Raw genomic sequence first — 14,488 nt, 5'->3', positions numbered from 1 at the left:
CGTAGCATCTGTGAGGCACAGCTATAACGCACGAACTCAACAAACGGGAATTAAACTTGGACCACCACAGTATGCTGATTTGGGAAGCTGATTTTTATCGTCGTCCCTTGCAGGATGAGCAGGGGCATCCCCTTTGGGAGTTGTTGCTTTGCGATCGCACCCGAACCTGGGAATTTAGTGCTCTGTGCCCCCAAGCAGAAGCCAATGCTACTTGGGTCGTGAGCCAGCTACAGGCAGCAGCAAAAACGCAACAGCACTTTCCAGAGCGCTTGCAGGTTTTTCGGCCTCAAGCCTTAGGTTTGCTTGAGTTGGCAGGGAAAGAGCTAGGAATAACGGTGGAACCGACTCGCCGGACCTTTGCTCTAAAGCAGCTACTACGCGAGAAAGCCCAGCAGTATTCTCAGGCCAGCAGCTACGCCCAGCAGCCTTATTCGCCCCTAGCTTTAGATAAGCCGCCACCGACCCCCATTGCCGAAAATCTTCAAGGGGAACAGTGGCGATTTGCCGCGATCGCCGCAGGTCAACTCGTCGATGCTTTTCAAGACCGCCCCATCCCGATTTTGGAGATGCCCGAAATTCTCTTACCTCTCAGTTTAGGATTGGCTTCTGATTTGCCTGTACCTGGTGTAATTATTGACGCGGGCCGCCGCTCTATGAAGTTAGCTCAGTGGTTGCAGCAAGTTCATCCTGTTGCCTTAAACTACATGGCTGGGAGTCCAGACGGCTTAATTTTGGAAGCTGGTTTAGCCGAGCGTTGGGTCATGGCCACCTTTGAAGATCTAGAAGTGCAAGCTGCGGCGCAAGCCTATGAACAACGAAAACAAGTCACTCAAGGCCTGCACTTCTTACTGGTGCAGCCCGATGACTCTGGGATGACCTATAGTGGTTTCTGGCTGTTGCATCCCGTGGATTAGTTGAGTGTCATTCAACTTTGTACAAAAAACCGCTGAAGTTGTATTGCTACAGAGTTTCAGCGGTTAGACAACCTGTTTGGGAGAGAACAATTTAACGGAGTTAAAGGACGCTGGCTTCTGAGTCGGAGGAAAAGAGACCCAGTAAGGGTCCTAAGATGGCGCCAAAGACAAAGCCACCCGCGTGAGCCCAGTAAGCCACACCACCGCCTTCCATACCAATATTTGTGGGGGCATTCAGGCTAGCCGCGCCATAGAAAGCTTGTTGGACAAACCACCAGCCCAAGAAGAAAAACGCTGGAATGCGGACGGTAGTGATAAAGAAGCCCAAAGGTAACAGGGTTAAGACAGACGCTTTAGGATATTTCAAGATATAGGCTCCCATCACCCCTGCGATCGCGCCACTTGCTCCTAAGGAAGGAATAGCGGAATTAGGCGAGAAAAACCACTGAGTCAGGGCTGCTAAAGCACCACAGGCTAGATAAAAAATTAAATATTTAACATGACCAAGGCGATCCTCTACATTGTTGCCAAAAATCCAGAGAAACAGCATGTTGCCTGCAATATGTAAGAAGCCACCATGCAGAAACTGCGAACTAAATAAAGTGAGCCATTCGGTGGGTCCAGCACTAACGGCTTGCCCCGCAAAACTAGCTGTTAATTCTCTAGGAACAACGGCCCAAGTGTAAAAGAACTTCTCCAATTGGCCGGGAGCCAAACTCAATTCAACTAGAAAAACTAATATATTTGCAACAATAAGGCCGTAGGTAACAAAGGGCGTGATTGTAGTCGGATTATCATCACGGAGAGGAACCACAGGCGTTTTTCCTAAGTATCTACTAGCTGGAAGATAACTGATTTAATTTAAGGCTGTCTGTTGATCTCCAGATAGATTTCTTCACAAAGTTTTCCGTTGGGATCAGCAAAAAACCCCTCACATACTGGAGGGGTTCTTGCAAAAACTAGATCACTCAATCTATAGAAAATAGTTTTGTCAGCAGGTGTCAGTTTGCTAGAAGCTTACCAACCTTTTTCAGATTGCTCTAAAACGTAGGTTGCTACATCGTCAATTTGCTGATCGCTGAGGCGGCCACCAAAAGCGGGCATGGCATTCTTACCATTTTTTACTTGGTTGGTAATGGCTTCCACAGAGTTCATGCCAAATTGGGCTAGAGCGTCCTTCTTCAGGGTCTTGTTAGCCATAATGACGTTGTTACCGCCCATATGGCAGGCAGCACAGTTAGCACTAAACACCTTGGCACCATTCGCTGCATCACCTGCGAGGGCAGGACGACCGAAACCAACAGCAAACATGGCGATCGCCACCAAGACGATAGACAATAGCTTTCTCAACACAGTTCTCCTCTACTCAATCAATACACAGCAAACAACAAGAACGCCTTGCTTAGACTATTCTACGCTTCTACAAGGCGTTTTTTAGTGAGGACGGACATCTACCCATTCATGGCTTGCAAATTCGCAAAGCGTTTGAACTTTAGCTCAAAAATCACTAGTACCCCAACCGGGCGCTTTTTGAGCCGCTCTGAGAACAAACGCAGCCAATTTTTCGGCCTGTGCTTGAGGTAACCAGCTTTCGGGTACCTGGCGACAGACGTAATTTTCCTCGGTGCCATCATAGGTCATTGGTTGGCGCAAATAATCAACCAAATTATTGATGTTATCTCGATGGGGAACTGCTCCCTGCAAAGCAGCTAGTGATAAAGACACCGGAGGATTAGGCAAGGTAGTGCCGCCCAAATGACAGTTCTTACAGTTGTTTTCAAATAAATGCTTGCCCACTACAAAGTCGTCTGGTGCAAACCAACGTGTTTGACCTTGCCCATCCAACTCCACGGCTACAGGCTCAGTTACTCGCAAATACTGAGTGATATAAGGCTCAGTGGCTGCTTGCGCGGGGCTACTGAATAACAGCATACCTAGCCAAACAACCAAAGTTGCGAGTAAAGAGGGAACTGAAAAGCGTAGGCGTCGCATGACATGAGCAACCTTTAGTGGGTCAGCAAGTGAATCAGCAGATGGCAGAAACTCTTTAGCTCAAAATCGTTAGTAGCGATTTGGGCTCAAGTGGAAAGGCTCCAGTTTCTGCCAAAGACGATTTCCTTAATTTGGCAGGCCTTAATAATAAATTTTGCCGCCGCCCCACTTCTGACCAACGATCTTGGGTTGTAAGAGGATGTGACCTGCGATCGCCACGAGATCCTCTTCGGTTAGGTTTCTCATCTTGGGGAAGATGTCGGTGCTTTGAGTGCTGGGATGCAACTCAGCAATAGACTCAGCCCCATCGTAGGTGGTGGGATTGTGCATGTAATCCACCAGCGCTTCAATGTTGGTGCGAGGTGGAGTTGCTAAAGCCAGGGCTTCTGGCTCCAGACCCACGTTAGGGTCAGTCTTGGTGCCACCGCCTACGTGACATTGGCCACAAGCGTAGTTAAATAAGCGTTTGCCTTCTTGAACTTGCTTTAAGCTCAAAACAACATTTTGACCTTCGCTACTTGGGACAGTGCGGGTAGCTGCATCTAGTTCAACTGCATTAGCACTGCCGATAAAGGTTTGGAAGGCGAAAAATACAGTGGCCACAGCAAGCCAGATGTATCTTTTAAGCATGGTTCTCCTTAATGTGGCTCAGTTAGCAGATATTCAATCCTCAACACAGGTTGGCTCAACCCATTGCTCCTCATTTTTGGGAACCCATCCTCATGTCAAGGCCCAAAAACAGCCCTGGAAGTGAGGTCCTGCAAAGGTCAGGATTGAGCCTTTCTAATATCAATATCATGCCACTGAGGGGGCCCTTTCCCAATAGAACGACTCGTTGAGTTTCTACAAGGGGTTTGCAGGACTGAGAGAAACAGTTTCCGGCAAATGTACAAAGTGCGAGGCCGCCGGGACAGGCTGGTGCAAGCGAATCAGTTGCGCTAGGGTCTTCTTCAGTTGCGTTCGAGGAACGATCGCATCTACAAAGCCATGTTCCAGCAGATATTCAGCGGTTTGGAAGTTCTCAGGTAGTTTCTCTCGCAGCGTTTGCTCAACCACCCGTCTACCCGCAAAACCAATGGTGGCTTTTGGCTCTGCCAGAATAATGTCACCGAGCATGGCAAAGCTAGCTGTCACACCGCCTGTGGTCGGGTGGGTCAAGATGGGAATGTAAAGGAGCCGCGCCTCTCGATGCCGTTCTAAAGCTCCAGAGATCTTAGCCATCTGCATCAAGCTAAGCATGCCCTCTTGCATCCGGGCTCCGCCAGAGGCGCACACAAGCATTACTGGTAACCGCTCACGAGTCGCCCGTTCAATGAGGCGGGTAAATTTCTCGCCCACGACTGAACCCATGCTGCCACCCATAAAGCGGAAGTCCATGACCCCCAGCGCGACGGGCAAGCCTTCTAGTTGGCCTAGTCCCGTTTGAACACCGTCGGGCAAGCCTGTTTTGTCCTGCATTTCTCGGATGCGATCGCCGTAGCCCTTGCGATCGCGAAACTTCAGTGGGTCGATCGGACGAATCGCCGTGTCTAAAGGTAGCCAAGTGTTGGCATCAATGAGCTGGCGAACGCGCTCGTCACTGAAGACTCGAATATGGTGATTGCACTCTAAGCAAACCATCTGATTTGCCCGTAGGTCTTTGGTGTAAGTCAGGGCACCGCACGACTCACACTTAGTCCATAGACCATCTGCAATTTCTCGTTCTTGCCGTTCCTTGCTGGTCGGCTCTGCCTTTCGTCGATTTGCAAACCAATCAAATAGAGACATGAAAGCGATTGATTCCTTTTATTTTGTTATTTCTATTCCAATCAGCCTCAAGCAGGCAAAATCCTGAATTTAAGCTTTAATGACCTAGCCAGAATGGCCTAGTCAGTCTTGATCAAAACAGCTTTGATACTCCAGTAAAAATTCTGCTACAGCAATTACTGTAGACCGAAAGTTTTCTTGTGAGTTGCTAACGAGTTGATGTGAATTTGGTTCACCCGCTTTTGTTATCCCTCTGTTTGCTCTTCCTCGACAGGGCTAATGAGGAGTAGAGCTGTCCATTGGTCTTCGACACGCACTTGTAGAGCAGCAGGACTTCCTAGCCCCAAATAAGGCGCTACACCTAAGTCAAGCACCCGAGCTGGAATTTGATGAGCAGCCAAAACCTGCTGCATAATTTCCGCTTCCCAACGGGTACTCGTCGTTCGTAATGTGATCCATGACACGGAGGGATTGTATCAAAAATATGGGAATTTTATCAAAAGATTAAGGAAGTGAAGAGTTTAGGGCTTATCAGCGATCGCTACTTATAGAGCCGGAAAAAATAGCTGTAAGTAGCCTGAGATAATGGCTTCGCCCCATAACGCTGCAATTACAGCTCCTAACGCCAGGAAGGGTCCAAAGGGCATTTGTTGACGCCGACCCAGCCAGCCAAAAGCGATCGCCCCACCTCCCACGAAAGCACCAACTCCACAGGCGACAAATCCTGCTAGCAGCAGATATTTCCAACCGAGCCAAGCGCCCATCATGGCAGCTAGTTTGGCATCGCCTGCTCCCATTGCCTCTTGTCCCAAGGCGATCGAACCAGCCAGAGTGATGAGGTTGAGTAACCACAGACCCAAAACGGCACCAATCACCCCCACCATCAGTTGGTTGACGACTGGAGTGACACTAAAACTCAGCACTGAACCGACGGCAACTTGAAAACCTAAGCCCACCAACAAACCGGATCGAGTCAGCGGTTCTGGCAGGGTCATGGTATCCAAGTCAATCAGGGATAAGGCTAGCAACCAACTAACAAAGGTCCAGTAACCTAAAGTTTGAACTGAAAAACCAAAAATTAGAAAAACCAGCACAAAAAGAGCACCCGTTGCGGCTTCTACCAACGGGTACCGAATAGAGATAGGGCTTTTGCAATAACGGCAACGTCCCCGTAGCCACAGCCAGCCTAAAACTGGGACATTGTCTTGCTTACCTAAGCGGTGCGAACATTGAGGGCAGCGTGAAGGTGGCCAAAGAACGGATAAGCCTGCGGGTAAGCGATAGACCACGACATTCAGAAAACTGCCGATAGAGGCACCAAGGGTAAAGGCAATCAGAGCGGTGAGAACGGTAAACAGGGTGTCCATAACCAAGGCTTTAGTTTGGCAGTAGTGGCCGAACGGTTATGGTCAGGTTACTGAACATTAGGGCACGTAGAGGCTCTAGTGGCTCCAAACTGCCAGCACTCATTCAGCGTTAATAAAGTTCTGACTCAATTTGATTGAACGGCACGAAACACTCTTGGGGAAGTAAAACGGGCCTGCCAGAGAAGATCAGTTTGCCCCGATGGGTGTAGCGATCGATCGCGACTCCGAGAGGAGGTTGCGTCAGTTCGGGGTGTACTTCGTAGTAAGTCCGATAAATTTGCCGCGCCGCTCTAATAATTGCTGGGTCCACAAAGACGGGAAACTCCACATCTTCTATCCGATTTTCGGGTCGTTGTTGGGAAACGTATACCACAAACCTATCCCTAATTTTTACGCTCGACTTTAGTCGATTTGGGTGATTACAGCAAGAGTGGAAGAGAAAATTGTTGGTTTTTGGCAAACAGCGATCGGTTTTTAGCTTTAACTTTTAGCGATTAGTTTTTGGCTAATTACCCACTGCTAATCGCTAAAAGTTAACCCCCCTACTGAGCCTTTTCCAGTGCTTGAATCAAAGCATCTCCCATCGCTCGGCAACCAACTAGAGTGTTGCCTTCAGACATGATGTCTCCGGTGCGGTAGCCTTGGTCGAGCACTTGCATCACCGCTTGCTCAATGCGATCGCCTGCCTCCGGTTGATTCAGTCCGTAGCGTAGCATCATGGCGGCACTCAGCACTTGCGCGATCGGGTTGGCTTTGTCTTGCCCCGCAATATCGGGTGCGGAGCCATGAACTGGCTCATAAACACCAGGACCAGAAGCTCCCAAACTGGCAGAGGGTAGCATGCCAATACTTCCGGTCAGCATAGCAGCAGCGTCGGAGAGAATGTCGCCAAACAAGTTGCTGGTGAGAATGGTGTCAAACTGCTTGGGCCAGCGCACTAACTGCATGGCCGCATTGTCTACGTACATGTGGGAAAGCTCTACGTCTGAGTATTCAGCAGATAACTGGGTGACGCGATCGCGCCACAACTGCGACACATCCAGCACATTGGCTTTATCGACAGAGCAAAGTTTCTTACCCCGCTTCTGAGCAGTTTCAAACCCTACTTTGGCAATGCGATCGATTTCTGATTCGGTGTAAGCCATCGTATTGACACCCCGCTTCTCACCCGATTCCGTTGCGAAGATGCCTTTGGGCTGACCAAAATAAACACCGCCTGTCAGCTCTCGCACCACCATGATGTCGATGCCTTCCACGACTTCGCGCTTCAGGCTGGAAGCATCAACCAATTGAGGCAAAATTTTAGCAGGACGTAAGTTAGCAAAGAGTTCCAGACCTGAGCGGAGCCCCAGTAGCCCAGTTTCAGGGCGCAGGTGTCGAGGCAACGTGTCCCACTTATAACCACCGATCGCGGCTAACAAGACAGCATCGCTGTTACGGCAGGTTTCTAGAGTTTCTTGAGGCAGCGGTTCACCTGTAGCATCGATCGCGGCTCCCCCAATCAATGCCGATTGAAAATCGAATTCTAGATTGAGTTGCTGGCCTACAACTTTCAGCACGTCTACCGACACTGCCATGATTTCAGGGCCAATGCCATCGCCAGGTAGAAGGGTAATTCGGTACTGCTGCGCCATAAGTCAACTCAAAGGGAACGGTGGAAGTACTCACAGGGTATTTATCATACCTGGCAAGGGCACCAACCAGTAGGCTGCACCCAAACAGAAAACCCGCAAAAACTAGGGTCAACACTAGTCTTTACGGGAGGCAAGGTTAAATCAAGAATTAGCGACTACTGCACGACGTTGTGCAAATTGCCTGCGGATTCAGGACGAGCTTGACGAGCGCGGATATCTTGCTCAGCTTTTTGAGTTTTAGCCCCTACATCAGAATTAGGTTGGCTGAGGCGGATGTTACCTTCGGCTTGGCGAACTTTGCCACGAATTTGGTCTTCGCGATCGCCTGTTAAATTGCCTTTAATTTCCTGGGTTTTGCCCTGTAGGCTTTGGACAAATCCTGTTACTTCTTGGCCTACTTCATTACCACCCTGGTTAGAAGCAGCCAAGCTAGGCTGAGCGAAGGCTACATTAGCCAAGGTCAGCACCAATCCTAAGACAACAGCGGTCAGAACTCGACGAATTTGCTGAAGTAAATTCACTTCAATCTCCTCTAAAAAATTTGTTTTTTGCCACGAAAATATGACGACTTCAACCTATCGAAAATTCTGCGCCTAACCCTCTTTCGTAAGGGATAAGCCAATGGTTGAAACACGGGTGATAACCTGCTTAGGACAGGATTTGAAGGATCAGAGCCGCAATTAATGAAGAGATTCAACAGGCCTGCTGTAGAGACACAGGAAAATTCTCTCGTCCGCCATCATGTTCAACTCGCATTTCTCTCGGCGGTTCCGATTGGAGTACTCGGAAGGCTAATTGGTCTAGGATGCGAGTGTTTCATAAGTCCCGATGAAGCGCTGTGGCTATCTGAACCTGAGATTAGTTTCAGTTGAAATCGCCAGTCTTTCCAGCTAATTCAGCCATCAATGAACCACCTAATGTTTTAGGATTTCTGCTGATTTGTTGTTAGGATGACGCTGTAAAGTACGGCAATGGCTTGCAGCGATCGCCTATGACCCGTGCCCCCCTAGTCGAGCGCATTCAGCAATTTAATCAAGGTCGCGACCCCCAACTACTGCACCGCAAATACAAGGCGATGCAACGCAGTCCGTTTGTCTTTTTGCGCGGAACTTGCCATCTGTTTTATCAAGATTGGCCCAGTACATCGGCTTTGAATCAAGCGCCTCTGAGTTGGATTTGTGGCGATCTACATCTAGAAAACTTTGGCACGTTCAAGGGTGATAACCGCTTAACGTACTTTGACCTAAACGATTTTGATGAAGCCGTGCTGGCTCCCTGCACTTGGGATATTACTCGTTTTCTCACTAGCATTTTTGTCGGAGCCAACACCCTAGGTTTAGGGTACACAGACGCGATCGCCTTGGCTCAATCTTTTCTCACCCACTACAAGCAGGCTCTTGCGACAGGCAAAGCAGGCTGGATTGAACGCAGCACCGCCACTGGCTTAGTCCAAGAACTCTTGAGTCAGCTCAAACAGCGCCAACGTCCAGATTTTTTGAACAACCGGACTGAGATCAAGGGCAACACTCGTCGCATTCGCTTAGATGGTAAACGAGCCTTGCCAATTGAAGCTGCTGAGCGCAAAAAAATCACCGCTTTGATTGAGAAATTTAGAGCGCAGCAAACCAAACCTAAGTTTTTTAAGCTGCTGGATGTGGCTCAGCGAGCAGCGGGCACTGGCAGCTTGGGGATTGAGCGCTACATCTTGCTAGTGGTGGGGCATGGCTCGCCTAACGGCAACTACCTGCTCGATCTCAAGCAAGCTCACTCCTCCGCCTTGCAACCTTACCTGACAGTGGCTCAACCGCAATGGCCCAACGAAGCAGAGCGGATCGTGGCTGTTCACAAACGAGTTCAGGCTTGTCCGCCTGCTCTGCTCAAAGCGGTGACTCAGGACAATAAATCCTTTGTCTTGACTGAACTGCAACCTTTTGAAAGTCGAGTCAACCTAGAAGCCAATCGCGGCAGACTGAAGCGTTTAGAAAAGGTGATCGCGACGATGGGCGAGGTGGTTGCTTGGGCGCAGTTGCGCAGCGGCGGGCGGCAGGGTTCAGCGATCGCGGATGAGCTGATCGACTTTGCCCAACAAGCAACTTGGCAAGCCACAGCGCTGGACTATGCCCAACATTACAGTCAGCAGGTGGAGAGAGATTGGCGTGAATTTCGCGAAGCCCTTAAGGATGGTTCAGTCGAGCAACCTCATTTAGAGGCAGTGCCAGTCGCTCCTGCATCCACCTGATTTGTGATCGCAACTGAATATTTTTTAAACATAGAAATAACGTTGCTATTAGGCACTACGAAGAAGCTGATTGTGCCAGTTGTTTCAATTCTATAAACCAGATGCCAAAGCAATCGGTGAAAGGCTAGCCTTGCTGTTAACTTGCATCGCTCCTCAGCACCTATGGCAAAAGAATTAGCAGTTCGAACTCGTGGGCTGACTAAGCAGTTCGACCGTCACCTTGCGGTTCACGATTTAGATTTAGAAATTGCAACGGGGGAAGTTTACGGGCTAATTGGCCCCAATGGGGCGGGAAAAACTACGTTAATTCGCATGTTGGCGGCGGCAGAAGAACCAACCACAGGCGAAATTTTTATCAACGGCGATCGCTTGTTGCGAGACCACAGCAACCCCAATCTGAAGCGAAGGCTGGGTTACTTACCCGACGACTTTCCTCTCTACGATGACCTCACTGTTTGGGACTACCTAGACTACTTTGCGCGGCTCTACCGCTTACAGGAACCCCGGCGGACTCGGCGTTTGCGAGATGTGCTGGAACTGGTGCAACTGAGCCACAAAAGAAATAGTGCGATCGCTACCCTATCGCGTGGCATGAAACAGCGGCTCAGTCTCGCTCGCACGATTATTCATGAGCCAATTCTGCTGCTCTTGGATGAACCTGTATCAGGTCTCGACCCGATCGCCCGGATGCAGTTTCGCGAAATTATCAAGGTTTTGCGCGAAGCGGGTATGACAATTTTGATTTCGTCACACGTCCTCAGCGACTTGGCCGAGCTTTGCACCTCGGTCGGCATCATGGAGCTGGGCTATTTGGTCGAAAGCGCTTCTCTCAAAGACCTATATCGTCGCCTCAGTCGGCAGCAAATTGTGGTAGCGACGCTGGGCAGTTTAGATGCGTTGCAGGCGGAGTTGAGAAATCACTCCTCGGTAGAAGGTTACGAAATCGTACCCGGAACTCAGCAAGTACGGGTGCAGTTTTCGGGTGGGGCTGAAGAGAGTGCTGTGCTGTTGCGATCACTGGTCGCCGCCGGAATTCCCCTCACCGAATTTCATTGCACACAGGAAGACCTAGAAACGATTTTCCTCAAATTGGGACACAAGCAAGCGTCTTAGAAAGGATGTTCGGCTTTGCCATTCGCGAAGCGTAGGATATACGCCTTTGGCGTTCCCGCAGGGTAGGAGGAAGAAAAGAGATGAAAGGAGGACAGGGATTAATGACCGCTCAATGGTTGGATCGGGTGGGGGATTGGAATCCACAACTGTTTCGAGAACTGAAAGGCCGTTTAACGCGGCAAAGCGCTTTCTTAGTCACTTTGGCAGCTCTACTATTGCAGTTCTTGCTAGGGAGTTTGGTGTTTGAGAGTGGGAGCGATCCTGTTCCTGTCTTCCGTATTCTCAATTGGCTGCTACCCATGATGCTATTTGTCCTGGGTACTGTCTTGCTGATGACCGATTTAGAGCAAGAAGAACGACGAGGCACGTTGAATTTTATTCGCTTAAGTCCGCAAACTAGCCAGAGTATTCTGCTAGGCAAGTTGCTGGGAGTACCCGTTCTGGTGTACCTCGGTGCAGCATTGCTAGTACCGATGCATATTTGGTCTACCTTAGCGGCCAACGTGTCTCTCAGCTTTCTGGTTAGTTTCTATGGTCTTTTAGGGGTCGCTTGCGCTTTCATCTTTAGCTTGGCGCTGTTGTCTGCCTTTGTCGGACGATTTTCGGCAGGACAGACGAACTCCTTGGGCAGTACTTCCGCTCTGGTAACCGCCTTGTTGGTAGGGCTAGCCTTTTTGCCGATTTACATGAATTGGAATCAGCTCACCGTCTGGAGTGTCTGGCTGTCAGGGCTGGATACAGGGGGTGTTAATGATTTGCAATGGTTCTTTTTGCCGATTGGAGGCAGTCCAGCGATCGCCCATAGCTTTACCTTGCTTAATGCTGGCTTAGGGATTTACTGGATTTGGCATATCCTCAACCGCTGTTTTCGTTCTCCTACGTCGGCTTTGCTGAGTAAGCGCTACAGCTACTTAATGACCGCTCATGTAGAGCTGTTGCTGCTAGGTTTTTTGGTTCAAAGTTCCGTTTCCTTGAACGCTACATCTGACTGGTTTAGCGTTCTACTCTGCTTCAGCCTGGTCAACCTGATTTGGTTTGGAGTATTAATGCTCCTCCTCTCACCTCAGCGGCAAGCCTTGCTAGATTGGGCTCGCTATCGCCACGCCATGACTGACATGGCTTCTGGGGCAAGACAACGTTCTCTGATCTCAGATTTGATTGGGGGTGACAAAAGCCCTGTGCTGGTGGCGATGTTGCTCAACTTCGGCCTTGTGGCGGCAATCTTGGGGACTTGGGTCTTTTTGGCGTCTGGCGAGGCACAAAAACTGCGATTGTTGGCAGGCTTGCTCCTTAGCTTTACCTTGCTAGCAATCTACGTCGCGATCGCCCAGTTTGCCACTTTAGCCAAGTCACGGCAACATACGTTGCAAGTTGCAGTAGCCATTGGCGGAGTTGCTTTATTGCCACCACTGCTCTTGGTTTTGGCCGCTCAAGGAGAGCCCACCCACGCCAAAGAACTGATGCTCTTTTCCCCTTTGCTCTGGCTGGTCTTAGACGATGTTTCTGCAACCGCGATCGCCTTGAGTTTGTTAGGACAGTTGGGTTTGCTGGGGCTGCTGACCTTCCGCTTCACGCAAAAACTGACAGAACTGGGTGCCTCTGAAACAAAAGCTTTGCTCCCTGGAAGAGATACCGCTTTCCGGGCGAGACCGCGAGGTGCAGATTAGCGATCGCCCTTCACTAATGACTGAGCCTTGATGACCAAAATCATTACCAGGAGAAATCGCCATGCTACAAGTTGGCTTGGACCGTCTGGGGGATTGGAACCCACAACTCTTTCGAGAAATCAAAGGTCGCCTGACGATCCGCAATCTGCTACTCGCGATCGTGATTTCGGTCGGGGTACAACTAGTTTTTCTGCTGTACGTGTGGGGACAGCTGCCAACCCTAACTTCTAGTCATCAATACTGTACGGGGGTTGGCTCAGATCATGCACGTCGTTGCCTGACTAATACCTTGGGCCATATTTTAGTCGATTGGCCCCTATGGTCCCTGGATGCCTTTATCACCCTAAGCATGATTGGCATGGTGATGCTACCTGTAGTGGGGACTTATCTGCTAGTAAGCGATCTCGATCGCGAGGAACGACGGGGTACCCTTAACTTTCTGCGTTTGACCCCTCAGTCGGCGGGCGGTCTGCTAGTCGGTAAGATGCTGGGAGTACCAATTTTGCTGTATTGGGCGACTCTGCTAGCAGTGCCATTACATCTGTGGTTGGGTAATGCAGCTGGAATTTCCCTAACTGCAATGATGGTATTTTATGGAGCAGTCTTAGCTAGCTGTGTTTGTTTCTATAGTGTCGCGCTACTGATTGGCTTGACAGGAACTTGGTTAGGTGGTTTTCAAGCTTGGTTAGGTAGCGGAGGTTTACTGTTCTTACTCGTTTGTGCTCTAAGCCAAAGGGTTAACAACTCTCCGGGCGATTTACTAAGGGGGCTCACGCCTGGTTTGGTATTAGAGCAAATAATGCCTATGGAGCTTTTAGAGAAATCCCTTTTGTATCAGGAAAGGCTCCAGCACCTACAATGGTTCCACTTGCCTGTCGGTAGCAGTTTGTTTGCGGCTCTGGGCTTTACATTGCTAAATTATGGGTTCTACAGTTTTTGGGCTTGGCAAGCCCTAGGTCGCCGCTTTCGTAACGCTAATATTCCGCTTTTCAGTAAACAGCAAAGTTATGGTCTAACGCTTTGCTTTGAAACTTTGGTTTTAGGTTTGGCAGTACAGACTCAGAAATCTCTGGAACAAATGCCAAACGAGATTGTTCCTGCGGGTCAAGAGTCAGCTTCATTCCAGCATTTCCTACACTTGCTATCGCAAAACTTAGATTTCGCCCTATTGCTAAATCTGGTGTTCTTTCTAGGTCTGATCGCTGCTTTGCTGCCCCATCGCCAAGCAGTTCAGGATTGGGCCAGGTATCGGCATGAGCGAGCTACGAGTCGTAAACATTTTTGGTCTAGGGCTCTGATTGCCGACTTACTGTGGAATGAAAAAAGCCCTGCGGTATTGGCGATCGCCACTAATCTAGGCATTGCCTCTATCATGCTGCTGCTTTGGGTGCTTTCTTGGCCTCCGGTCGCAACCCGAGAACGAGCGATTGCAGGACTAGTGCTGGGTTTTAGCGTGCTGGCCGTCTACGCAGTGCTAGCACAAGTCTTACTACTCCTGCCTAGTCCCAAGCGGGGTTTCTGGGCTTTTGGGTCAGTGAGTGCAGCCGTAGTATTACCAATTCTAGTCTTTGCCATTTTGTCACTCGGTCCTGACAAAGCGGCTGGGCTGTGGCTGTTCTCAGCGGTTCCCTTTGCTGCTATCCGTGAGGCTGCCAGTCATGAAATCGTGCTGAGTTGGCTAGGCCAGTTAAGCATTGTGAGCTTATTGAGTTTGAACTTGACGCGGCAAGTGCGGCAGATTGGGGAGTCGGCTTCCAAGGCTTTACTGAGCGATCGCCCTCTGGATCGCCCCCACTTGTCTGGGAGAACCTAACTA

15 protein-coding genes are annotated in these 14,488 nt (G+C 49.7%); 5 read left to right on the top strand and 10 right to left on the bottom strand.

Going from position 1 to position 14,488, the window contains the following annotated elements; all coding sequences use genetic code 11:
* Positions 1–71 precede the first annotated feature (71 nt).
* Positions 72–914 (top strand): Tab2/Atab2 family RNA-binding protein, encoded by an 843-nt coding sequence (locus tag H6F72_RS10105; protein WP_190434207.1) that lies wholly within the window; start codon positions 72–74, stop codon positions 912–914.
* A gap of 100 nt (positions 915–1,014) precedes the next feature.
* On the opposite strand, the gene H6F72_RS10100 is transcribed toward H6F72_RS10105, so the two are convergent.
* The 10 genes from H6F72_RS10100 to H6F72_RS10055 all read right to left on the bottom strand — a co-directional run bounded on the left by H6F72_RS10100 (position 1,015) and on the right by H6F72_RS10055 (position 8,174).
* Entirely contained in the window at positions 1,015–1,629 is a 615-nt protein-coding gene (locus H6F72_RS10100; RefSeq protein WP_242016850.1) for a rhomboid family intramembrane serine protease, read from the bottom strand.
* A 302-nt stretch (positions 1,630–1,931) separates the two neighbouring features.
* A complete protein-coding gene (gene petJ, locus H6F72_RS10095) occupies positions 1,932–2,267 on the bottom strand; it encodes a cytochrome c6 PetJ (protein ID WP_370527470.1) in 336 nt (111 codons plus the stop codon).
* 144 nt (positions 2,268–2,411) lie between these two features.
* Complete coding sequence (gene psbV2 / locus H6F72_RS10090; RefSeq protein ID WP_190434203.1) at positions 2,412–2,906, bottom strand: photosystem II cytochrome PsbV2; 495 nt, start codon at positions 2,904–2,906, stop codon at positions 2,412–2,414.
* Between the two features lie 141 nt (positions 2,907–3,047).
* Entirely contained in the window at positions 3,048–3,536 is a 489-nt protein-coding gene (gene psbV / locus H6F72_RS10085) for a photosystem II cytochrome c-550 (protein ID WP_190434201.1), read from the bottom strand.
* Between the two features lie 213 nt (positions 3,537–3,749).
* A complete protein-coding gene (gene accD / locus H6F72_RS10080) occupies positions 3,750–4,673 on the bottom strand; it encodes an acetyl-CoA carboxylase, carboxyltransferase subunit beta (RefSeq protein ID WP_190434199.1) in 924 nt (307 codons plus the stop codon).
* A 224-nt stretch (positions 4,674–4,897) separates the two neighbouring features.
* Positions 4,898–5,116 carry a hypothetical protein gene (locus H6F72_RS10075; RefSeq protein ID WP_190434197.1) on the bottom strand — a complete coding sequence of 73 codons (219 nt, stop codon included), beginning with the start codon at positions 5,114–5,116 and terminating at the stop codon, positions 4,898–4,900.
* Between the two features lie 81 nt (positions 5,117–5,197).
* A complete protein-coding gene (locus H6F72_RS10070; RefSeq protein ID WP_190434195.1) occupies positions 5,198–6,019 on the bottom strand; it encodes an A24 family peptidase in 822 nt (273 codons plus the stop codon).
* Positions 6,020–6,128: 109 nt separating this feature from the next.
* Positions 6,129–6,392 (bottom strand): hypothetical protein, encoded by a 264-nt coding sequence (locus H6F72_RS10065; protein WP_190434193.1) that lies wholly within the window; start codon positions 6,390–6,392, stop codon positions 6,129–6,131.
* Positions 6,393–6,561: 169 nt separating this feature from the next.
* Positions 6,562–7,653 (bottom strand): 3-isopropylmalate dehydrogenase, encoded by a 1,092-nt coding sequence (leuB, locus tag H6F72_RS10060; protein ID WP_190434182.1) that lies wholly within the window; start codon positions 7,651–7,653, stop codon positions 6,562–6,564.
* Positions 7,654–7,808: 155 nt separating this feature from the next.
* Positions 7,809–8,174 carry a CsbD family protein gene (locus H6F72_RS10055; protein ID WP_190434180.1) on the bottom strand — a complete coding sequence of 122 codons (366 nt, stop codon included), beginning with the start codon at positions 8,172–8,174 and terminating at the stop codon, positions 7,809–7,811.
* Between the two features lie 470 nt (positions 8,175–8,644).
* Here H6F72_RS10055 and H6F72_RS10050 point away from each other — a divergent pair, with 470 nt between their 5' ends.
* From H6F72_RS10050 to H6F72_RS10035, 4 genes are all read left to right on the top strand, one after another.
* Complete coding sequence (locus tag H6F72_RS10050; protein ID WP_190434179.1) at positions 8,645–9,892, top strand: DUF2252 domain-containing protein; 1,248 nt, start codon at positions 8,645–8,647, stop codon at positions 9,890–9,892.
* A 162-nt stretch (positions 9,893–10,054) separates the two neighbouring features.
* Entirely contained in the window at positions 10,055–11,005 is a 951-nt protein-coding gene (locus tag H6F72_RS10045; RefSeq protein ID WP_190434178.1) for an ABC transporter ATP-binding protein, read from the top strand.
* An 80-nt stretch (positions 11,006–11,085) separates the two neighbouring features.
* Positions 11,086–12,672, top strand: coding sequence for a hypothetical protein (locus H6F72_RS10040; RefSeq protein ID WP_190434177.1), 1,587 nt, complete (start codon positions 11,086–11,088; stop codon positions 12,670–12,672).
* 61 nt (positions 12,673–12,733) lie between these two features.
* Positions 12,734–14,485: an ABC transporter permease gene (locus H6F72_RS10035; RefSeq protein ID WP_190434176.1), complete on the top strand. Its 1,752-nt coding sequence runs from the start codon at positions 12,734–12,736 to the stop codon at positions 14,483–14,485.
* Positions 14,486–14,488 lie beyond the last annotated feature (3 nt).

This window comes from Trichocoleus sp. FACHB-46 (assembly GCF_014695385.1).
Lineage (GTDB): Bacteria > Cyanobacteriota > Cyanobacteriia > FACHB-46 > FACHB-46 > Trichocoleus.
This window is presented reverse-complemented; position numbering and strand designations above follow the sequence as displayed.